This window comes from Methylomagnum ishizawai, from assembly GCF_900155475.1.
Taxonomy (GTDB): Bacteria; Pseudomonadota; Gammaproteobacteria; order Methylococcales; family Methylococcaceae; genus Methylomagnum; species Methylomagnum ishizawai_A.
In genome coordinates, this window is record NZ_FXAM01000001.1 from 4250169 (window position 1) to 4270046 (window position 19878).

A 19878-nucleotide genomic window follows, 5' to 3' on the forward strand; every position below is an offset into this window, starting at 1 on the left:
TGATAAGCGGCGGAGTGTGGTTGTCTTAATCCCTTCAATAACAGGGCATCATTCAGACCTGATTGTGCTGGACTATGTGTTAGAACAGATAGGTCTTAATCCCTTCAATAACAGGGCATCATTCAGACACTAGCTGATAAAAACCTTGTTGCAGAATTAATTCGTCTTAATCCCTTCAATAACAGGGCATCATTCAGACCGACCCCCCCTAAAAACCCGCCTGGAATCAACGGTTTACAGAGGGGGTTCACACTCGTTCCGGCGATCTTGTCGGAACTTTTTTCACGCCATCCCTTGACTTTCGCCATCTCCTTGATTTTCCTGGCACAGCCGATAACGGCCCAAGCCGAAACTGGCATTCTTCCCCAGGTGCGTCCACTGCCCGGCGGCTAGCAGCCCCGCGAACGGGGCCAACGCTCCCCGCAGTGTAACCCGTCCCAGCACGCCCCCCAACACCATCTCTTGCCGCTGCCGACTGGAAAAGCGCCGCCAATCCCGCCAGCGCAATTCCCCCGTCAACTCCACCGCCCCCGCCAGCCCGCCCAGCCCGGCGAAATCCACGGCGGGCTCCGCCGCCTGGTGGAACTCGGCCAGCAGCCAATAGCGCCGCGCCAGGGCCATCAACACATCGCGGGCGGTCATGGCGTGGCCGCGCACCCCGCCCGCCGCTTGCAGCCGCAGCGGGGTCTCGAACTCGACCACCGCCCTGTCCGCCAACGCGGGCACCGGCACCGGAGCCACCGCCGGGGCCGACAGCCCACCCTCCGCGTACACCCGTTGCTCGCTCCCGTCCGGCCCCACATAGGTCACGGCATCCAAGCGGACATGCCCCCCGCCCAAACCGCCGGGCCGTTCCAGGGCGCGTTTCCAGGCGTACACCACCAAGGGCAGATGGCGCAGGGCGCGGCCCATCAGCACGCAATGGAACCCCAGCGCCGCGCCCGCCGGATAGTCCCGCGCCCCTAGCGGCGGCGGCTCCACCACATACGGGTTCGGCACCTGGCTGAAGCGCTGCAAGCGGTGCCGCTCCGGCGCGGGGGTCTCGAAAATCTCGGGATAGGCGCAACTGCGGTACAGCGGGCAGGCGTGGCAATCCTGCTGCCGGGTCACGCAGGCCGTGCGCCGCAGGGCATGGCCGAACGCCCCCCGCAATTGCGATCCGGCGTAATAGTGCAGGTGGATCGGCGCTTCCACCGTGCAATCCAGGCGGAAACGGGCCAGTTTCAGGGGCAGGGGTAGGTCGGTCATGGTTTGAGTTTGTTCAGCAGTTTCTTGATGTGGTCATTCTTCTTGGGCGACAGCTTGGCATCGAGTTGACTTACCCCCTGGACCAAGGCCAACAGCGCGGCCTTGTCGGCGGCGGACCAGGAAACCGCCGCCTGTTCCGCCAGGGAACGCAATTCCTGGAACCATTGGCCGCTGATGCCCAGCCTGATCCATTCGGCTTTCTCGCGGGCCATGCGCTCGTGGAACCGTTCGACCCGCTGGCTTTCCTCGCTCATCGCCGCCCAGCGGGCTTGCCGTTCGGCTTCCTCGTGGGCCAGCCGGGCCGCTTCTTCGGCCTGTCGCCGGGCGCGTTCCGCTTCCTCGCGGCGCTGAACCTCGGCCTCGGTGCGGGTTTTCGCCTGGGCTTCGCGCTGGCGTTCCAGCTTGGCCGCGCAGGCGCGGGCGGCGGCAAGATGCGGTTCGCACAGGGCGGCGAGTTCCGGCCAGTCCCGCGCCGGTGCTTCCCACGGCTCGGCCTCGACCAGCAGCCAGCCGAACGGCAACAGGCCGGTGCGCTGGTCCTTGTCGTGGGCGGCGAGCCAGAGGGTGCGGGTTTTAGCTTCATAGGTATATGGTTGCTTGTCTGTATCCTTGTCCTTTTCCAGTAGGATTTTGATATTCCGCACGCCGTCAAGTGTTACCGATTCGGCCCCGGAATGGCGTCCAACACGCAATAAGAAGGCTCGACCTTCATCCAATTTGCCACGGGCGAATTCCAAAAGTTTTCGCATGGATTCATCCCAAAGCGGATCGAGAAAACCACGCTGGCGTAGGATGTCGCATTCGGTCAGCAGGATGGGCCAATAGAAGGCGTTGCAAGCCTGGGCTATTTGCAATATGTCGAAGTGCAAGCCAGCGGCGGGTATTTGGCGTTTACCTCCCCGGCCAGTCCTTGGAATACCTGTAAGACTTTGAATATTAAGCTGACCGGAAAAGGCTCTATACCGCCAGCCATAAATACATTCTAGGGCTTGATAAATTTCCTTTTTATCTGCCGTAGATTGGCGATAAGTCCCTTGATTATCAAAAGGATGTTTTTTCCGATTTACCGCAAAGCAAACATGCATCGCAGGCAAATCATCCTCAGCTTGCCAAGATGCGTCGGATAATTGCAAAAGGCGCAATGGATCAAGCTCGAAGCCACCTTCGAATATCTCTTCATTACGCTTTTTAAAGATGCCCGGCTGTCGTTTCTCGCGTTTTTTCTTCTCGTAATCAGGCAAGCCTTCGGTCTGGAATAATTCAGCATCCCATTTGCTAAGTGGCATCCGATTATTCACTTTATCCAAAAGCACTGTTCGTATCGCTCCTTTGATCGATGACCCGAACAATATAGGCTTATTGGTTATCTGGTTATAAGGAAGGCGTTGGATAGCCAAACGGTTAATATCCTTTTTTCCATCACCCTTATATTGGGTAGTCTGGCCAACTCGGCTAGCGTAAAACTCCGCCACGCCCGGCAACACCGGAACCCGGTTGACCGCCTGCGCCTGCAAAATCCCGCGCCGCTCGAAGAAAAACCGCTGCACCGCCTTGAGCATATCGGCATCGGGCTTGGCGCTGGCGATCCGCAACAATTCCTTGCGGTCCCCGTCCAGCAGCACATCCAGGGCCGAAATATCGAACTCGTGCAAAACGCCGTCCTCGATGACGTAATTCGTCGGTTCGTAGCTGTCCCCGGTGCCGATGTGGATGGGCGACAGGGGCGTGAAATGCAGCCGGTAGCTCTGGAACGGATTCATGCGGCGTCCTTGGGTTCGGGTAAACGGATGGCCAAGGCTGGGGCATAGCCTTGGTGGACGGTTTTCTCGATGGTCTTGGACAGCGAGCCATCGCCGCCCAGCCCGCGCCCGACGAACAGCCTGGGCGCGAATTCCCGTGGCGTCAGGACCGCGCCGGTCTGGGCCAGCAACACCGGAGCCTTGAACGGCCCGCCCGGCAGATGCACGCCGATATCGCCATGCCGCCCGAACCGGGTGAAGGGCTGGTAGAAACTGCGCCCAGGATCGAAGCCGCACCCCTGTGGCGCGGACGGCGCGAGCGTCAGCCAGGCGTCGGCGTCGGGCTGGCCGGGCAGTTCGACCGGCTCCAAGCTTTCCACCGCGAATTTACCCAGCCCGATGCTGGCGTCCCGCCCGAAACCCACCGCGCCGATATCGTCCAGCAGGGTCCGCAACTCGGCGTCGGACAGCCGGCTTTCATCCAGGACCACATAAATATCCAGCCGGATGCCGGGCGGCGGGTCGCCCGCCTGCTTGGGTTTCTGGTCGAACCACCATTGATCCATGGCGTAGGGTGCGAACTGGCCCGTCCCCGTGGTGCCGGTTTCCCGGTTCAGGGCGTTGTGTGGCTGTGGATGGGAAGCGGGGGCCGCACCGGGCACCACGCCCGGCGGCAGGCTGTGCAGCAGCCACGTCCCAACCGGATCGGCGAAGCGCCCGGCGGGCAGCCAAGCCAGTTTCTTCACCGCCTTGCGGTCCTCGCCCTCCACCTTGAAACAGGCAACCGGCAGGCTGGGACGCGGCCAATAACCCGGCGGCAGGGCATCCGAAACCACGGCGTAGGGGCGGCCTTGGGTGTAGCCGTCCAGGACTTGCCCCAAGCGGTCCACGCCGTGGCGGTTGCGGAACGCCCAGCACAATTGGCCGAACAAGGTATCGCCCAGCGGGCGGGTGCCGAAGGCGGACAGCGGGCGGATACGGACACGGTAGGGCGTCATATTCATATTTCCTTGGCGGCGGCTGTTATTCGAGTTCCAAGCGCTTTTCATATTCGCCTTGCGGCTCACGGGTTAGGGGTTCGCCTTCCCGGGCGCCTGCGGTGGCCTCGAAGAAGCCGACCGGCCAGCCATTGGCATCGCGTTCCGGTTCCGGTTTTTCCAAGGTCCAGAAGATGATTTCCACCCGGTGGTGGCGGAGTTCCGGGGGCACCGGGATGGAATCCGGGGCGTCTTCGACGATTTGGCGTATGGGGTTCATAAAACGGCCTCCTGGGTGGGAATCGGTGAATTACGCCGCAGCGCTGAAAGGGGCTTGCTTGATGGCTTCGATAACATCCAAATCTTCCTTGCCTTCGAGCTTCAGCGCGGTGAATTTGACCTTGCCATAACCCCGCGAACCGGACCCGCCCAGGCCGGTGAGTTCCAGCAATTTCAGGCCGCGCCACAGGGTGGGCAGCAATTCCTCGCCGTCGTGGACGCGCAAGGTCAGGTTGAAGTCGAACCGCGCCCCGGCAGGCACCCGCTCGGTGTTGCGGGGATGCTCGGCCACACCCCGGATGCGGTCGATCATGTTTTCCATCTTGGTTTCGGTGAACAGCAGGTTGCGCTCCCGCATCATGACTTTCCAGGTGGCTTCCAGGGCGCAATCCCAGAACGCCAGCCGGGTCGGGCCGATTTCCTTGACCAAGGTTTCGTGGGCACCGTTGCCTTCCGGGGCACCGCCGAACAGGCGGAGGATGTCCTTCGCCCGTTGCCTATCCGCTTCCGGCACGTCCTTGATGTGCTTGAAGCCCAGCGGACTGCCTTGGGTCAAGGCAACCACGCCGAGTTCCCATTCCAATAGGCTGCGGATTTTGCCCTTGAGGCTGGAGCCGGGTATGTAGGGTTCCAGGGTCACGGGGTTCTTGATGACCGGGTTGTCGGTGCCGCCGATGTGCATTTCGGTATTGCCGGAGCCGATATGCAGCCCCGAAACCAGTTCCAGAGTGCCGGTGAGTTTTTGGATCGCGGTGAGTTTCATCGGGATGTTTCCTTGGCTTTCAATCTTTTGGGCGCACTTGCTTGTAAAAGCCCATGAAGGCTTCCCAGAACAGTTTGCAGTGGGTCAGGGTCTTGGCGTCCTGTACTTGGCCGAGAGTGTGGCCCATCAAGGCCACGAAATCCGGGTTCACAAGCTTGCGTCCCTCGGCATAGGCGGCTTTGGCGTTCACCATGCGGATGAACGGCAAATATTCGGCGAACTTATCGGGTTGCTGGCCGACACGGGTTTCCCACAGCACGATTTCATCGTAGAAACGGCGTAGTTGGGTGGGTTTATTGGTGCGCTCATCCCCGGCTATTTTTTCGGCTTTCTCTTTTGCCACATCGCTGAACAATCCGGGATTCAATGAACCGCCGAATTGAACGTCATCGGTAATCTTTGCCATGTTTTCCCCTCAATCGCGTTGCAGATACAGGTAAGTGAATAAGGCGATCCTGTAGGCCGCCCCGTGTTTTTTGATGCCGTCTTCGGCGATACGCTGGGCTAGCTCGGATTGCAGGTCGCGGCGCAAGGCTTCCCGCTGCTTCGGGTCTTCAATATCCCGGAACCGGGTCTCCACCAGCCGCCGGGTTTGATAGGCGAAATGCGAATGCCACAGGGCGTTCTCGATGGCGATGTTCGGGGTTTCGCCCCGTGCGATGGCCGCTTGATACGCCTTTTCCTGCTCCGCCATGTCGATGTATCGCAGCAGGCCGTAGAGGTAGCCCGTGGACAAGCCTTGTCCACCCGCAAGGTCGGCCAGCTTCTTTTCCAGCTTCATCAGTTCATCGAAATCCGCCCAGGCCACCGATTCCCCGAAGGCGGTGGCGGCGTTCTTGGGCACGGGATGGGTCTGTTCCGGGTTGTGGGTCTTGGCCGCGTCCAGGGCGTCCTCCGCCAATTCGGCCAATTGCCGGATGGGCAGGCCCGGCTTGGTCATGGAGAGGCCAGCCGAGAAATGAATCTCCTGGTTCCCGGCCACATAGCGGGCGAATTCGGTTTTCATGGTCTGCGCCAGCCCGAGCGTCGAATGCCACGGGCCGACCAGGAAAAAATCATCCCCGCCCGCGAACACGGTGTAGGTGTCGGGATAGTCCGTCGCGCACAGCCACGGCAGGTATACGGCGAAAAAGGCGTTCATCTGCCGCGATAGCGCGGCCATCTTGGCGAAGCTGGGCCGCTCCATCCCCTTCTGGAAAATCCGGCCCAGGTTGTCCACGTCGCCCTTGAGGGTCGTCAGGGCTTCCGCGCCGACCCAGCGGCCTGGATTTTTCTCGTCTGGCTGCCGGTCGTCGCGGGCCAAATGGTTGAGGGTCTTGGGCAAATCCAAGCTTTCGTTGTCCCGGTCCTCCGGATCCAGGCCGTCGTATTTGCCCAGCGCGGCCTCGTCCAAGTCGGTGGCGCGGAAACGCGGGATGTAGGCGTTGATGTGGCGGCGGGCGTAGCCGTGCCACAACGCCGCGCCGCCGGACTCGGGTAGCGAGAAATCCCAGGCGCGGCGCAGGTTGTAGGTTTTAGCTTCCTGGCCGAACTTGCCGGTTTCGTCCTCGGTGGCCGTGAACAGGACATGGAAGCCGAAAATATCCAGCCGCAACTGGTTGAGATTCTGGCCTTCGTACAACGGCTGGACGCGCTCGCTGGTGACGAGCAGGCGATTCCGATTCGCCAGCCAATGGCCGATGTCGATCTGGTCGGCGGCTAGCCGGTTCATCCAGACGCCGCCTTCCTTCACCTCGGCGGGGGAACGCCCGTCGATCTTGCATTCGCCTTCTTTGAATCGCTCCAGAAAATCATCGAACACCGCCGGGGCTGGCGCCTCGCCGCACAGGCCGAAACGGCGCAGCTTGGCGGTTTCCAAAGCTCTGAACAGGCGTTCCATCAAGCCACGGAACGGGCTGGGTTCATCCTTTCCGCCCGCCCGGAAATCGTCGCAACGGGCCGGGACGCAGGCGATGCCGATGCCCGACTGGCCGAAGCTGTGCCGCAAAAACCAGCGGTCGAATTCCGCCCGCACCGCGTCGAGTGTCGCCAGGGTCTCCGGCGTGTTCGGCGCGACGATCAGGAACTTGCCCGCCGCGTTGACGACCTGGCTGGTGGCGGGCAGGCCCAGCGCTTCCAGAATCCTGAGCGCGGCCAATTCGGTCAGCAGGGACACGTAGAACGAACGGCCCCGCAGCAGCTTGGCGGCGCGTTTCTGGGTCTCGCCGCCGGTCGCGAAGATGAAGTCCTGAATGCCGAACAAATCGCCCTGGACCAGCAGGAATTTTTCTTCCTCCCACGCTTGCCGCGACAGGTCGAGGCTTTCCCGTTCCCGGTCCCATTGGGCGCGAAGCCGTTCCCGGACCTGCGCGGGATCATCCTCGCGGTCGGCGTGGTAGCGCCATAGGGCCACGGCCAGCGCCGCTGTGGTCTTGGAGTGGTCGTACAGGGACACCTCGGGCCGCACCTTCCCCCCGATGCCCGCCGTCGCGGCGGGGATGGCGTGGGTGTAGGCGAGCCACAGGCTGTCGAAGTGGTCGAGCCAGAGGGGCAGGTTTGCGCGGTGTGGCTCCGGTATCCGTTCCAAGCCCTCGCGGAATCCATCCCACAGCGCGAGATATTCGGCCTGCGCCGCAGTTTTGCCGACGTTTTCGCATTGCTCGGCCCGCATCGGAAAGATGGCTGCGGGCGACAGCGGCCTGAGCTGATAGCGCCAAGCCGGTGTTTCTGCCCGGTCTTCCGGGCGGTCCAGGCAGATGCTTTCCAGCAGGGTCCATTGCCGGGTGGTGTAGTGGTCGAGCTTGCGGCCCGGCTCCTCGTCCGCCGCCTGGTTGTAGGCCGCGAACTCCTCCCGCTCGAACCCGGACGCCAGCCGGTCGGCGGTGGCGACGATCCATTGCAAGTGGGTTTCCGGTTTGTGGTGGCGGGCGGCGGCGTTGATGAGAGAATCGTCGGCGTCCCGTGTCCGCCAAGGCGCGAACGGGGCCATGTCCCCGCCGACCAGCCGGGGCAGGTGCTTTTCGAGCAGGTCGAAGCCTATCGCCGTATAGGCCGCGTGGACATGGGTATGCCGCCCATTGAAAAAAGGGCAATAGTTCTGCTTTTCGAGGTCGGCGCGGGTGTTGTTCTGGCCATCGGCGCTGTCCAGGGCTTCCGGTATCCGGGCGCGTTCGGCGAACTTGCCCAGGTCGTGGAGGTACGCGGCCAGGGCAACCCGGCAGGCGGCGGCGAGGCGGGGGTGGTCGGTCATGGGCTTCCCTTCATCAGGCGATATGGATTTGGATAGTGTTCGGGTCGATGCCGTAGTCGCTGTAACCACGCCTACCCCGATTATTAATTCGGAAATTTTGGGCTAGGCGCTCGCCGAGTTCGTTGTTCAAAATCCCGTTGATGCGGGCGATTTTTTCATTGAAGAACCCCGTTTTCATGCCGTCCTTCATGGCATCGTCGGTTTTCTCCGTGCCCCGCTCATCGCCAACCACGCCTTCGTAGATACTCTGGAATTCTGCGGCGTACTCATAGCGGTTGCGCCTGTCCGCTTCCGGCTTTGGCAGCGGCTTTTCGTTCAGCACGGTGCGAGTAACGACCCAGAGATAAAAAGCGAACAGGCTGGGCGGCAAGGCGACGGCGATTCCGTTGGCGCGTAATTCACGGGCGGCGCGGTCGATGACCAATTCCGGCGCTTCGTGGGCGCGGCGGGCGAGGTCGATGGTTTCGCTGAAACCGGCCTGCCCATTGAGCAAGCGCCCTGGAATGTCGTCGCGCAGCCGGATGAAGGGGATTTCCGCCAGGATGACCTCGGCCTGTGAGGTGTCCAGGGGCCGGGGATGGTCCCCGCGTGTATGGATGATCTGGCTGGCGGGGGTCGGGTAGAAGAATTCCGGGTGGCTTTCGTAGTCCGGCGTCACCAGCACATGGGAGAGGCGGTCCTGCCGCCGCCCGAACAGGGAAAGCGCGTAGCCCGCGTAATAGCCCATGGTCTTGCGCCCCCCGGCGATGGAGACATGCAGCGCCGCGTCCGGGTCCAGCGTGTACTGGCGGATGGCCTGGGCGATGTGGTCGGCCAGCCATTCGTTTTCCTGGGGGGTGCGGATGTCGTCCAATCCGTTGCCCTCGCGGTCGTGGACGACATGGATGTTCCCGGCGTCGAAGGCGATTGCGGGCAATCCGTAATCCTCGCACAGCCGGTGGAACTTGCCGGTTTCCGGTTGGAGCAGGCTGAGGCGTGCCCGGTGGGCACCTTCCCGCGTGGTCAACAGGTGGATTTCGGTGGGCACGAATCGCGGCTCGCCCGCGACCGCCAGCGCGTACAGGGTCTCGGTCAATATCTGGGGGCTGAGGCCGCACACGGCGACCAGGATGCGGCGGGGGAAATCTTTGGGTGAATGGTACATCGCTACGTTCCTGTGTGGGGTGGGTGGAAGTGTAGCGATTCAGCGGCGTGGCGCGGTATATGACAAGCTTGTCAGTATTTTTGCGTCACTCCGGGCGTGGTTTGGATCGTCCCTCTTGCTTTATATCCGGGGTGATCCGCTGTGGATGGAAAGGGCCGATCTTTACCACCAGAATGCGTAAAGAGTCGGAAGCGGCGGGAGGGACGCGGGCGCGGGGCATATTTCGGCGCACGGATCGGAACGGTCCCAGGAAGCCATCGGCCAGGACCGGGCACGGATCGAAGCGAAGGGCGGGCCGGTGCCCTGGTGCGGTGCCAGGAAGTAAGCCTTGCCGGAAGTAGCCGATGAAGGTTCCCTTGGTTCCCTGGAATGGAAGAATTCGATACTTCCCCATTTTGACTTTCCACCTCCGAACGCTGTCCACCCGGCTATCGGCTTGCGTGTTTTTGCTTCGCGGCTGGATTTCGCTTTTTTCGGAGGGAACCGGGGGAACCCAGGGAACCGCCTTGATTGGCGCGGCTTCCGGCGGTTCCCTCTGATTTTCGAGTGAGGGAACCCAGGGAACCACGCAGCGGAACCTGGACGACGGGGCGGGCTTGGTGCCGGGCTGGAAACCAGCGGCCCAGCGCCGGGCGTTCCGCCGTGGTTGTAAGCGCGGGTCGAGGTGGAAGGCGGGCGGGTTTGCTCCTGGTGCTGGCCGATGAAGCTCTGGCCGGGTGAACCGTGGGCCGGTGCCCTGGTGCGGTGCCAGGAAGTAAGCCTTGCCGGAAGTAGCCGATGAAGGTTCCCTTGGTTCCCTGGAATGGAAGAATTCGATACTTCCCCATTTTGACTTTCCACCTCCGAACGCTGTCCACCCGGCTATCGGCTTGCGTGTTTTTGCTTCGCGGCTGGATTTCGCTTTTTTCGGAGGGAACCGGGGGAACCCAGGGAACCGCCTTGATTGGCGCGGCCTCCGGCGGTTCCCTCTGATTTTCGAGTGAGGGAACCCAGGGAACCACGCAGCGGAACCTGGACGACGGGGCGGGCTTGGTGCCGGGCTGGAAACCAGCGGCCCAGCGCCGGGCGTTCCGCCGTGGTTGTAAGCGCGGGTCGAGGTGGAAGGCGGGCGGGTTTGCTCCTGGTGCTGGCCGATGAAGCTCTGGCCGGGTGAACCGTGGGCCGGTGCCCTGGTGCGGTGCCAGGAAGTAAGCCTTGCCGGAAGTAGCCGATGAAGGTTCCCTTGGTTCCCTGGAATGGAAGAATTCGATACTTCCCCATTTTGACTTTCCACCTCCGAACGCTGTCCACCCGGCTATCGGCTTGCGTGTTTTTGCTTCGCGGCTGGATTTCGCTTTTTTCGGAGGGAACCGGGGGAACCCAGGGAACCGCCTTGATTGGCGCGGCCTCCGGCGGTTCCCTCTGATTTTCGAGTGAGGGAACCCAGGGAACCACGCGGCGGAACCTGGACGGCGGGGATGGGCTTGGTGTCGATGCCGGTCAGGAGGCCAATGGCTAGCGCCGGGCGGGCCGGTCTCGTTGTCAATCTCCTTGGCGCTGAGGAGATTGGCTAGGACTCAGGCCGATCTTTCGGACGGGATTCGGGGAATAGCCGCCGGTATTGCGCCGTGGTGGGCGTCCTGGCGGTGGCCTCCACCCGGCCCGTCAGCACGAACACCGCGAAATCCCGGCAGGCTTTCCCGGTCCCACAGTCGGGCAGGTGGGCGCAACCGTCGCAAGGGTGGGGATCGCGCAGGACTTGGACGAGATCGGCGACGGCTTCCCGGTCGAGGAAGGCCGTCGCCTCGATGTCTGGAGCCTCGGTGTCGGGGATCATCGGAGTTTTGGCGAGGAAAAAACCACGGTTCCGCCCTGCTATCGGGCTTCGGCCCCGGCTTTCCACCTGGGCGGGATCGGAAAAAACAAAAAGGCGGTTTTAGAGTCCGCCTATCTTAGGTTCATTTTACCATAAATCCTTTTTATATCAAAAACTTATGCATGGTGAAGCCTTGATTCTGGCCGGATTTTGCCCACCGTTTAAGCCCGGCCAAGCCTGGTTTGCAAACCGGGAACGAACTCCGCGATAACCTCCACCTATTCCGGCATCCACGGATTCCCCTGGAACCCCCGGCAATACCTTTCCACCCTCGGGAACAGCGGTCCGCCGCCGGGTTCGATGCCCCGGCCACAGCGCCCGATGCCGGTGCCGTCGCCGATGGTATCGGGCTGGAAAGCCGCGCAGTCGCCACAGCGTACCGGCTGCAAGCCCCCGGTGGGTTCCACGGTTCCAGTCCCAGGAAAGGGAGCATCGTGCCCGCCGCCCGTGCGGTCGCCCGTGAGGCTGCGGGATTCGGCGAAGGCCCACAGCGCCCCCGGCAGGTCCGGTGCCCCCGCCTGTAGGGCCGCGATGTCGTCCAGGCTCAGGAAGGCCCACAGGTCGGCGGGGTCCAGCCCATGATGCCGTGCCGCCTTGGCGACGAGCGCGGCCAGGGCTTCGACGGTCAGCGGTTGGGCGTTTTCGTTTCGTGGCTGGATTCCGCTTTTTTCCGAGGGAACCGGGGGAACCCAGGGAACCGCCACGGCTGGCAAGGCTTCCGGCGGTTCCCTCCGATTTTCGGCTGAGGGAACCCAGGGAACCGGAACCGCCTTGCGTAGGGCTTGGATCGCTTCGGACAGGCTCACGGGTCGGCCCCCCTTGGATTTTTTTGCGCGGAATTTCCGCCCTGGCGCACCCGCCCCGCCCGCGCATTCCGGGCTTGCCATTCCTCCAAGGGCATCCAGGGAACCACGGTCGGGCCGTTCATTCGTCCAGGTCTCCGGGCAGAATCCAGTACAGCCACAGCTTGCGTTTGCCGATGGCGGTTTTCTTGGACCGCTTGCCTTCCTTGTTGCGGTCGCGGCCCTGAATCCAGCCCGCCGCGTCCAGCGCGGCCAGCGCCCGGTTGAAATCGTGGCCTTGCGTGGCCTCGTGCAGCCCTTGGGCGGTGAACAAGAACACCCGGCCCGCGTCTTCCAAGTCGATCCACCAGCCCGCCCGCTGCATGACAACCGGCTGCTTCTGGTCCAATGGATCGGCGGACTTCTCGCTGAACCGGGCGTCCCCGTGCTTCGACACGAAGTCCGCGACGGCCTGTAGAATCTGGCGGTCCTCGGTGGAGCCGCCGCCCCGCGCCTCCTTCCACAGGCGGAACCCCTCCGCCGCCGCCTTGAGCCCTTCGCCCACCGGCCAGGGCAGGATGCCCCATTCGACGGCCAATTCGCCCGCCAGCCCGTACAGCGCGAACCGGGACGCGCCCCGCGCCTCCTGGCTGTTCCCGGCCTGGAAATGTTCCAGCGCTTCCACCACGGCCAGGGCCGCGCCGAAGTCGCGCCCGTCCTTGAGCATGGCCGCGATGAAGGCCGGTCCCGCATGGCCATGGTGCCGCCCGGATTGGGTCTTGATGTGGTCGGCCAGCGCCCGGCCATCGGCGAACCCGTGCAATTCGTCGAACGCCCCGTGCTTCCGGCCCGCTGGCAGGTTCAGCAGGCGGACCAACTGCCCGGCCTTGGGCTGCTTGCCGCCTTCCGCCATCTGCGCCGCCAGGGTGCGTTCCCCGGTCGATAGCAGGGTCAGACGCCAGCGGAACACATGCCGGGCCGCGCCCGTCCGGCTCGCCCGGCTCTTGCCGGTGCCGTTGCCCAGCGCATAGATGATGCTGCCGATCTCGCGGGGGTCGGCCTCGTTGATTTCGTCCAGGCACAGGCAGGTGTCGTTGAGCGCCGCCGCCGCGCTTTCCAGGCCGTTCGAGGTGGCCCGCCAGGTCCGGCGGAAGGTGTCGCCGCCCCACACGGAACAGCCCACGTTCAGGGCCGTGGTCTTGCCGGTGCTGGAATCGCCCACCCAGTGGACCCCGCCGGAATCGCGGTGGACCTTGGCGAGCAACGGCCCGGCCAGGGCCACGCAGAGGGACAGCCCCAGGACCGGATTCCCGACGCACCGCGCCGCGACTTCGGTTTTCCAGGTCTCGAAGTCGCCGCCCCGTTCCGCCGTGCCGTCCTGGTGCATCTGCTCGGCCTGGAAAAAGACATCCTCCGAGCCGATGACTTCCTCCGGCAGGACGAAGGCCCGCCCGTCGCGGGTCCATCCGGTGCGGATCGCCGCCGTGATGCGGCGCTTGGGCACGCGCCATTGCAGGTAGTCGGCCAGCCGCGCCCGTTCGTTGTAGTCGATCATGACGCCAGCGGCCAGCAGTTCGCCCCGTAGTTCCTCGCAGGAGCCGCGCAGGAGCCGCGCAGCATCTCCATGGGCATGGCCCATTCCCGCCAGCGCCCGAACGTGTCCCGGAACCGCAGGAAGCGCCCGAAATAGCGGCCATCGTCGGTGCAGGTCACGGCCTCGACCCGCAGGGGCGAACACAGCCACAGGTTGAGTGGTTCGGGTTCGCCCTTGCGGGCATTCCGATAGCCGTGATACCAGACACCCGGCGGGCCGTAGCGGCCCCAATCCTCGCGGACCACGTAGGAGGGCCGGGCCGGTTCGTCTTCATCGTCGCCACCGCCCGGCGGGGTGGGCGGTTTGCCCTTGGGGGGTTGCTTGGGAGTGCCAGGGAAGGGAACCCCGGTGTCCGGCTTGGCCCCCGCCACCGCTGTCGATGCTCCTGGCCCAGGTCCAGCGGCCAGCAGCTTCCCGAGTTGGTCCCGCACCGCGTCCAGCCCGGCCAAGTGGTGCAGATCGTTCCAATCGGTCGGCGGTTTGCCTTGCCGGTCCTGGAATGCCTGGATTTGCTCGGGCGTGAACACGGGTACGGCCAAGATGCCGCCCACGGCCCGCGCCGCCTGCCCGGCATATTTCAGCCCGCCGCCGATGTCTCCCAAGACCACAAGCCGCGCCTTCGGGTAGCGCCCGTGTAGGGTCTGGACGATGGCGGGTAAATTGCCCGCCATCAATGCGGCGAACACCGGCCATTTCATCGCCTCCCGGCACGATAGGACGGTGGCCACGCCTTCCCCCAGGGCCAGGGCCAACCCGTCGCCATCGCCCTTGGGCGCGGATTGGGCGGCCCAAAAGCCGCCCGACTTCGACCCGCCCGCGATGGCGGTCTTCCGGCCCGCCTCGTCGATGAGTTCCGCCGTGGTGGGCTTGCCGTCGATCTTGACCGGCACCACCAGCACGCGCCCGGCCAGTGGTTCCCCGTCGCTCCGGGGCGGGTAGCCCAGGATCGAAGCGGCCTGTTCCGCCGTGGTTTCCCGTACGGTGGGCACCGGGTGGACTCGCTTGCGTTCGAGGTAGGGGTGGTCGAATGCCGCTGGGGCCGATGCCTTCCACAAGGCGGAGGCTTTGGCCGCGGCTTTTCTCGCGGCCTCCGCCTGTTGTTCCGCCGCCTGTCCGGCCCGCGCCCGCTGTTTCCGTTCGCGCTCCAGGCGTTCCGCTTCGGTTTCCTGGCGCTCTCCGCCGTCCGGTCGCCATCCGTTGTCGAGGGCCAATCTCCAAAGGGTTCCGACAGCGACTTTCCCGCCGGGCTTGACGCTTTTCCAAGCGTCCCGGAAATCCGTCTTGCCGTAGCTGTCGCCCTGTTGGCTCCATTCGTCGGCGATGGCCCGGCCATCCTCGCCCAGGGCGTCCTTGATCGCGGCCAGCACGCGCACCCAGGTTTCGCGGTCGCAGCTTGGCGAAACATGGGAAAGCGCCGACCGGATGTTGCTTTCTGTCGGGGGGATTCGCCGCTTCATGGGGCACCCCCGCCGCCGATGCGCGGCATCGCGATGGGGGAAGCCCGCCCGTCCCGGTATCCAATCCCCCCGGTACCGGGGGGATTGGGGGGGCCTTTCTTCGCCAAATCATCCAAAGGGCGAAGCGCCTTGCCGTGCCGCCGCCCGGACCCCGCCGCGACGATCATCGATGCTGTCCAGGGCTGGCCGTGGTCGATATGGACGATTCCGCCCGCTTCCGGGCCGGGCGTCGTGGATTTCCTAGCCATGGCCGCCGCCCCCGAGCCTGCCGATCACCGGCCATACGCCGTCCAGGCGGAGGGTGATGGCTTCCAGCTTTTCCAGCGCGAGCGCACTCACGCGGGCCCGGTCGTCGGCGTCCACCCCGATCCGGTCGGGATCGCGGGCGGCGATGGTTTCGAGGCTGAAATGGCTGAGGCGCAGCAGGGCCTGGACATCGAACAGTTCGGAAATCATCTGGCCGACGCTGGCCTGGATTTCGGTCGGGGTGGCGGGGTTGGGCGGGATGCCCAGGTCGGGGGTGGATTTCATAGCAGTTGCTCCAAGGTCGAATGGATCGAACCCGAAGCCGCCACCCGTGGGGATGGGAGGCAGACTCCGGCGGCAACTACCGCATACAAACGGCCCCGGTTATTCGCGCAGGCGGTCGAAACCGCCGCCTTATCTCCCGATGTAGGCCGAAGTCTGCCAATTCCGAAAACTGGCGTGGTGCCCTGGTCCTGGTGCCGGGTTAGTAGCCCGGAACGCTGGACGCGAGGCACAAAAATACCGGAATGCTCGCGGGGTCCGGTGTTCCCGTTGTATGTAGTAGTTTTTCCAGCATGGGCGAAGAGGGACGGGCGTGTCAATCCCCAAGGCGTGAAGCCGGTCATGCGGCCCTCCCGATTTTGGCTTGATGCCCGGCCCGCCAATCCAGGGCGTGCTGTTCGAGCATCTTTTTCCGGTCGTCGTAGCCGATCCCCCGGCCCAGCAACACCGCGTTGCGCTCCTCCAGACTCGCCAACAAGGCCAGTTCGTCGAGTGCCAGGGAACCCCGGTCCAATCCCTTGAATTCCCCGGACACCGCCCAGTTCACGAGCTTGGCTTCCTTCATGTAATGGTGCGGCCCGGTGGTCTTGCCTTCATCCAACCGGACCAGCCTCAAAACTTCACGCATCACTTTGGTGGTGGAGGTCGTCTCGCTCCTCGTCCGTTTCCAATCGAAATGGGCGTGTTCACCCCGGAGAATGGCGTCGATCTGTTCATCGCACCAGACGGCGAAATCCACGTTCAGCCATTGGGCGAAGCGGACGGCCAACCGGGGATGGAGCCACGTACCGCCGCCCCGGTCCAACCGGGCTTTGCTGGTCCGTACATAAGGGATTTTCCCGTATCTACGCTCGATGGCTTCGAGGTATTCCCTGGTGGCCGGAAGCCTCAGCCATTCATGCGGAGACTTGCCGAACCGTTCCGCCTCCTTGGTGGCGTTGAACCAACCGTCCTCCGTGAAGCCCACCGGGACACCCTGGTACTCGGCCTCAACTAACGATCTAGCCATGGTCGCCACCCGCGTTGACTTCGGTTTGCCGCCCTTCCGTCCCGAACTTACCCACGGCCATTTCCAGCCGGTCCAGGTGGCTGGCGATGTCCTCAAGCCGGTTGATCGCAAGGTCGTTCACATGGGCCAAGTCAGCGGCCCCGATGTTGTTCGTGGTCCTGCCGTTTACAAGATCGCTCAGGGCGCAACCGGCAACGCGCAGCAAGCCCACGACGGCGAAAACTTCGCCCAGGGTGTTGTTGATGTTGGATTGAACGTCGGCCAGGAAAAGGGAAAATTCGGGCGCAACTGGGGCGCGGGGGGGCGTGGAAGACATGGGAAGGCTCCTGTTTTGAGGTTTGGAGCCACCAAGCCGCTTTCCTACGGCGGAATTGGTGGCGACTGGTTCGGGGGTAGGAAATACCGGCAAACAGGAACCGGCCAGGCCGAAGCCTGCCCCGCACCAGCCGCCATAGGTGAACGCCGGGCAAAGAAAAAGCGCCCGGCTATGGCGCTTGTGCGCCTGTTTAAAAGCGGGTTTCCTACGCCCGGCCCCGGATGCGTCCGAAGCGCGGATAGGTTGCCGTGCCGGGAACTGGGCTGTCAAGCTACGCATCGCCGCCGCCCATTTCCAGGTAGGCGCGGGTGGCCTCGCGTATCCGGTTTTCGCAAACCATTTCCGCCCGTTCGAGATCGCGGTAAGTGTTATGCAGGTGCCGTGGCCCGCGCCCTGGTGCTGTCCCAGGAAGGGAAACCAGCGCCCGCAAGCCCGACCCGTGGTTCCCTCGGTTCCCTCTCCTGAAAAACAGAGGGAACCGCCAGAGGCCGCGCCAATCAAGGCGGTTCCCTCGGTTCCCTTGGTTCCCTCGCGAAAAAGCAAAATCCAGCCGCGAAGCAAAAACACGCAAGCCGGTAGCCGGGCGGACGGCGTTCGGGGATGGAAAGTCAAAATGGGGAGGTATCGAATCCTTCCATTCCAGGGAACCAAGGGAACCTTCATCGGCTTTTCCGGCAAGGCTGGCTTCCTGGCACAGCACCAGGGCACCGGCCCGTCCTGCGCTTCGGTCCGAGCCATGACCAAGGCAGAGTACCCGGCCCTGGCCGTTGGCCTCCTGCTCGGCACCGACACCAAGCCCGTCCCCGCCGTCCAGGTTCCGCCCGTGGTTCCCTGGGTTCCCTCACCCGAAAAATGGAGGGAACCGCCGGAAGCCGCGCCAATCAAGGCGGTTCCCTTGGTTCCCCCGGTTCCCTCGCGAAAAAGCAAAATCCAGCGCACACGCACAGCGACGATCACCGATATTGTCCACGGCTGGCCCTGGTCGATATAGGCGATTGTCCCCGCTCTCGGGGTGAGCATCATGGGTTTTCTAGCCATTCCCATCTCCTGGCTTACCGCCCAAATCCCGGAATCTCCAAACCTCCGGGGAAAACAACAGCCCGTGCGCCAATTCATACGGGCACTCGCAGGTTTCCCAGGATTTTCCGTTGAATTTTCGGAAGGTTATATCCTTGCAGAATAAATGCCTGAGGAGGCTGGTCTTCAGCTTGGCGTAAACCGGCTTGCCATCGACCAGCCGCCGGTAAACCAAGCGGTTATTTCTTTGGAAGATGGGCGCACCGTCGCCAATCAACTTGGCTTGCAGGAAAACCACAGCCTCAAGCAGGTTCGCGCCGTACCATGGCACGTCGCCCGGCTTGGGGTCCGGGTGTATCTCGTAGAATTTAGCGCTCATTATTCGCCACCCTTGCCGAGAATCGACCGAAGCTGGCCGACGTTCCAAACAGTAGTACCTCCTAACCGTATGGGCGTTGGCAATAAGCCGTTTTTTGATCTGCGCCACACCGTCGTGGCGCTGATCCCGAATAATGCTTCTACGACCGGCTGGCGGACATTGGCGGAATTCGGCAGGGAATCAAAATCCCTTAATGCGGCGGGTATGGCTTTCTCGCTTTTGGCTTTGAGCCTATCGGAGGTGGGGCTGTTGTGGGTATGGGGCACGCCCTTTTTATCGGGCTTGGATTGTGTTGCGCTATAACGCGGCATGGTTCGCTCTCCCGTAGGACGGAATGAAAGGGAGTGCAAATATTAAGCGGGACTAGAAGGCATACTAAGGACGCGAAACCTACCGAAAAAAGGCGGATTCGTGTCCATGGACGCGGAATGGCGGGAAAAGTAGCGGATTCGCGTCCAAGTCGGACGCATTGCTGCGTCAAAAAAAGCAAAAAACTTTCAAGCGCTTGAAGCTTGCTTAGATTGACCGCAAAAAGGGCAAGGATCGTTATCTGTCGAAAGCTGACGAGCCACAAGCATTGCGGCCTCGGCCTGCATTTCCAAACGGTTGGCCTTGAACTCCAGCCCAAGCTTTGACATCACGCGCTGGAATGCTTTTTCGATGTCCTTGCCCTCCGTTGGAGCAATAATGGAAACAAGGAGACAAATGATGTTTTTATAATTTCTTGCGCCTGTCTCCTTAAATTCAGGTTCGATTAGATAATCACTTGCGACTAGAAAATATCTTATCAACATTGCTCGCGGGGCATCTATACCATTTCTACTCAAACTGAGGCTTGAAATATCACCAGATATTAGGCGTTTTTGTAACTCATCTAGTAGTTGAGTCAGACGCACACCTTTAACGTGTTCAAGGATATGAACGTATTTGATTTCTTTTGAGAGTTTGGCGGCTAACTCCACAATTCGATCTTTTTTATCGGAATCCAAAATTAGGTACTCAGACAGATTTTGTTGCACACTAAGGTAAATATAGAACCCCTTGGCTACGACCGTCTTAAACTGAATCCACCAATGGTCGGCCCAAGCTCTATTATTAACCGCTTTTTTATAATAAACGGTCCCCCTTATTTTTGCCTGAGCAAGCTTAAACCCGTCCTGCTTTTCCAACCATTGTATGAAGCCGTGCTTTTTAGCCACCTCGATGACTTGCAAATCATCTGCTCCCAATTCATCAGGTGCTATTTTTTGAATCCTCTCAAAAAGCTTTTCAAACTTTTGTAAATAATCATGTAAATCGGCTTTTGGAAAGTCGCCCATGGTGTGCCCCTCGCAAGGCCCAATCCCGCAATAAAGGAGCCGCGCCACTGGGTTGCGAGTGTTCCCAGGTTCGCCCGGCCAAAGGCTAGGCGCGGCTGTTCGGTGGAATCGGTGTGTGTTCGGTAAACCTCTGTTTCGTGTGTGCGGCCCGCGCCCTGGCGCAGCCCCAGGAAGGCTAACCATCCCCGACCCATGGTTTCCTCGGTTCCCTCAGCCGAAAATCGGAGGGAACCGCTGGAAGCC

General features: G+C 62.3%; 19 protein-coding genes and 1 CRISPR repeat array (1 of these 20 cut by a window edge). All 19 genes read right to left on the reverse strand.

What is annotated here, in order from left to right; genetic code table 11:
- Positions 1 to 199: a CRISPR direct-repeat array (repeat unit 36 nt; unit sequence GTCTTAATCCCTTCAATAACAGGGCATCATTCAGAC); it begins 325 nt to the left of the window's first position.
- A gap of 83 nt (positions 200 to 282) precedes the next feature.
- The 19 genes from cas6 to B9N93_RS19180 all read right to left on the reverse strand — a co-directional run bounded on the left by cas6 (position 283) and on the right by B9N93_RS19180 (position 19635).
- On the reverse strand, positions 283 to 1248 hold the full coding sequence (gene cas6, locus B9N93_RS19090; protein WP_085215808.1) for a CRISPR system precrRNA processing endoribonuclease RAMP protein Cas6: 966 nt from the start codon (positions 1246 to 1248) through the stop codon (positions 283 to 285).
- Complete coding sequence (locus tag B9N93_RS19095) at positions 1245 to 3008, reverse strand: RAMP superfamily CRISPR-associated protein (protein ID WP_085215809.1); 1764 nt, start codon at positions 3006 to 3008, stop codon at positions 1245 to 1247. Before B9N93_RS19095 ends, cas6 begins: the two co-directional genes overlap by 4 nt.
- The gene (csm4, locus tag B9N93_RS19100) at positions 3005 to 3985 is read right to left on the reverse strand and encodes a type III-A CRISPR-associated RAMP protein Csm4 (RefSeq protein ID WP_085215810.1); all 981 of its coding nucleotides are present in this window, start codon (positions 3983 to 3985) and stop codon (positions 3005 to 3007) included. The genes B9N93_RS19095 and csm4 overlap by 4 nt, the downstream gene beginning before the upstream one ends.
- A 25-nt stretch (positions 3986 to 4010) precedes the next feature.
- On the reverse strand, positions 4011 to 4244 hold the full coding sequence (locus B9N93_RS19105; RefSeq protein WP_085215811.1) for a hypothetical protein: 234 nt from the start codon (positions 4242 to 4244) through the stop codon (positions 4011 to 4013).
- Positions 4245 to 4274: 30 nt separating this feature from the next.
- Positions 4275 to 5006 (reverse strand): type III-A CRISPR-associated RAMP protein Csm3, encoded by a 732-nt coding sequence (gene csm3 / locus B9N93_RS19110; RefSeq protein ID WP_085215812.1) that lies wholly within the window; start codon positions 5004 to 5006, stop codon positions 4275 to 4277.
- 19 nt (positions 5007 to 5025) lie between these two features.
- The gene (gene csm2 / locus B9N93_RS19115; RefSeq protein ID WP_085215813.1) at positions 5026 to 5412 is read right to left on the reverse strand and encodes a type III-A CRISPR-associated protein Csm2; all 387 of its coding nucleotides are present in this window, start codon (positions 5410 to 5412) and stop codon (positions 5026 to 5028) included.
- Between the two features lie 9 nt (positions 5413 to 5421).
- The gene (gene cas10, locus B9N93_RS19120; RefSeq protein WP_085215814.1) at positions 5422 to 8235 is read right to left on the reverse strand and encodes a type III-A CRISPR-associated protein Cas10/Csm1; all 2814 of its coding nucleotides are present in this window, start codon (positions 8233 to 8235) and stop codon (positions 5422 to 5424) included.
- A gap of 13 nt (positions 8236 to 8248) precedes the next feature.
- On the reverse strand, positions 8249 to 9379 hold the full coding sequence (gene csm6, locus B9N93_RS19125; RefSeq protein ID WP_085215815.1) for a CRISPR-associated ring nuclease Csm6: 1131 nt from the start codon (positions 9377 to 9379) through the stop codon (positions 8249 to 8251).
- Positions 9380 to 10928: 1549 nt separating this feature from the next.
- Complete coding sequence (locus B9N93_RS19130; protein ID WP_085215437.1) at positions 10929 to 11195, reverse strand: hypothetical protein; 267 nt, start codon at positions 11193 to 11195, stop codon at positions 10929 to 10931.
- Between the two features lie 257 nt (positions 11196 to 11452).
- Entirely contained in the window at positions 11453 to 12040 is a 588-nt protein-coding gene (locus tag B9N93_RS19135; protein ID WP_085215436.1) for a hypothetical protein, read from the reverse strand.
- A gap of 118 nt (positions 12041 to 12158) precedes the next feature.
- Positions 12159 to 13655 (reverse strand): DUF927 domain-containing protein, encoded by a 1497-nt coding sequence (locus B9N93_RS19140; protein ID WP_125469066.1) that lies wholly within the window; start codon positions 13653 to 13655, stop codon positions 12159 to 12161.
- Positions 13568 to 15067, reverse strand: coding sequence for a PriCT-2 domain-containing protein (locus B9N93_RS24970; protein WP_125469067.1), 1500 nt, complete (start codon positions 15065 to 15067; stop codon positions 13568 to 13570). The genes B9N93_RS19140 and B9N93_RS24970 overlap by 88 nt, the downstream gene beginning before the upstream one ends.
- Positions 15064 to 15315 (reverse strand): hypothetical protein, encoded by a 252-nt coding sequence (locus tag B9N93_RS24975; protein ID WP_125469039.1) that lies wholly within the window; start codon positions 15313 to 15315, stop codon positions 15064 to 15066. The genes B9N93_RS24970 and B9N93_RS24975 overlap by 4 nt, the downstream gene beginning before the upstream one ends.
- The gene (locus tag B9N93_RS19150) at positions 15308 to 15598 is read right to left on the reverse strand and encodes a hypothetical protein (RefSeq protein ID WP_085215816.1); all 291 of its coding nucleotides are present in this window, start codon (positions 15596 to 15598) and stop codon (positions 15308 to 15310) included. Before B9N93_RS19150 ends, B9N93_RS24975 begins: the two co-directional genes overlap by 8 nt.
- Positions 15599 to 15935: 337 nt before the next feature.
- Positions 15936 to 16604 (reverse strand): KilA-N domain-containing protein, encoded by a 669-nt coding sequence (locus tag B9N93_RS19155; RefSeq protein WP_085215433.1) that lies wholly within the window; start codon positions 16602 to 16604, stop codon positions 15936 to 15938.
- Entirely contained in the window at positions 16597 to 16920 is a 324-nt protein-coding gene (locus B9N93_RS19160; protein ID WP_085215817.1) for a hypothetical protein, read from the reverse strand. The genes B9N93_RS19155 and B9N93_RS19160 overlap by 8 nt, the downstream gene beginning before the upstream one ends.
- A 1030-nt stretch (positions 16921 to 17950) precedes the next feature.
- Positions 17951 to 18316: a hypothetical protein gene (locus B9N93_RS19170; RefSeq protein WP_085215818.1), complete on the reverse strand. Its 366-nt coding sequence runs from the start codon at positions 18314 to 18316 to the stop codon at positions 17951 to 17953.
- On the reverse strand, positions 18316 to 18627 hold the full coding sequence (locus B9N93_RS19175; RefSeq protein ID WP_254899439.1) for a helix-turn-helix transcriptional regulator: 312 nt from the start codon (positions 18625 to 18627) through the stop codon (positions 18316 to 18318). The genes B9N93_RS19170 and B9N93_RS19175 overlap by 1 nt, the downstream gene beginning before the upstream one ends.
- Before the next feature lie 186 nt (positions 18628 to 18813).
- The gene (locus B9N93_RS19180; protein ID WP_085215819.1) at positions 18814 to 19635 is read right to left on the reverse strand and encodes a hypothetical protein; all 822 of its coding nucleotides are present in this window, start codon (positions 19633 to 19635) and stop codon (positions 18814 to 18816) included.
- Positions 19636 to 19878 lie beyond the last annotated feature (243 nt).

Coding starts and splice junctions, on each gene's coding strand:
- csm6 (WP_085215815.1), bottom strand. CDS start 9,379: ATGTACCATTCACCCAAAGATTTCCCCCGCCGCATCCTGGTCGCCGTG.
- B9N93_RS19160 (WP_085215817.1), bottom strand. CDS start 16,920: ATGTCTTCCACGCCCCCCCGCGCCCCAGTTGCGCCCGAATTTTCCCTT.
- B9N93_RS19170 (WP_085215818.1), bottom strand. CDS start 18,316: ATGAGCGCTAAATTCTACGAGATACACCCGGACCCCAAGCCGGGCGAC.
- B9N93_RS19105 (WP_085215811.1), bottom strand. CDS start 4,244: ATGAACCCCATACGCCAAATCGTCGAAGACGCCCCGGATTCCATCCCG.
- csm2 (WP_085215813.1), bottom strand. CDS start 5,412: ATGGCAAAGATTACCGATGACGTTCAATTCGGCGGTTCATTGAATCCC.
- B9N93_RS19130 (WP_085215437.1), bottom strand. CDS start 11,195: ATGATCCCCGACACCGAGGCTCCAGACATCGAGGCGACGGCCTTCCTC.
- B9N93_RS19180 (WP_085215819.1), bottom strand. CDS start 19,635: ATGGGCGACTTTCCAAAAGCCGATTTACATGATTATTTACAAAAGTTT.
- B9N93_RS19155 (WP_085215433.1), bottom strand. CDS start 16,604: ATGGCTAGATCGTTAGTTGAGGCCGAGTACCAGGGTGTCCCGGTGGGC.
- B9N93_RS19150 (WP_085215816.1), bottom strand. CDS start 15,598: ATGAAATCCACCCCCGACCTGGGCATCCCGCCCAACCCCGCCACCCCG.
- cas6 (WP_085215808.1), bottom strand. CDS start 1,248: ATGACCGACCTACCCCTGCCCCTGAAACTGGCCCGTTTCCGCCTGGAT.
- csm3 (WP_085215812.1), bottom strand. CDS start 5,006: ATGAAACTCACCGCGATCCAAAAACTCACCGGCACTCTGGAACTGGTT.
- B9N93_RS24970 (WP_125469067.1), bottom strand. CDS start 15,067: ATGAAGCGGCGAATCCCCCCGACAGAAAGCAACATCCGGTCGGCGCTT.
- B9N93_RS24975 (WP_125469039.1), bottom strand. CDS start 15,315: ATGGCTAGGAAATCCACGACGCCCGGCCCGGAAGCGGGCGGAATCGTC.
- cas10 (WP_085215814.1), bottom strand. CDS start 8,235: ATGACCGACCACCCCCGCCTCGCCGCCGCCTGCCGGGTTGCCCTGGCC.
- B9N93_RS19175 (WP_254899439.1), bottom strand. CDS start 18,627: ATGCCGCGTTATAGCGCAACACAATCCAAGCCCGATAAAAAGGGCGTG.
- csm4 (WP_085215810.1), bottom strand. CDS start 3,985: ATGACGCCCTACCGTGTCCGTATCCGCCCGCTGTCCGCCTTCGGCACC.
- B9N93_RS19095 (WP_085215809.1), bottom strand. CDS start 3,008: ATGAATCCGTTCCAGAGCTACCGGCTGCATTTCACGCCCCTGTCGCCC.
- B9N93_RS19140 (WP_125469066.1), bottom strand. CDS start 13,655: ATGGGCCATGCCCATGGAGATGCTGCGCGGCTCCTGCGCGGCTCCTGC.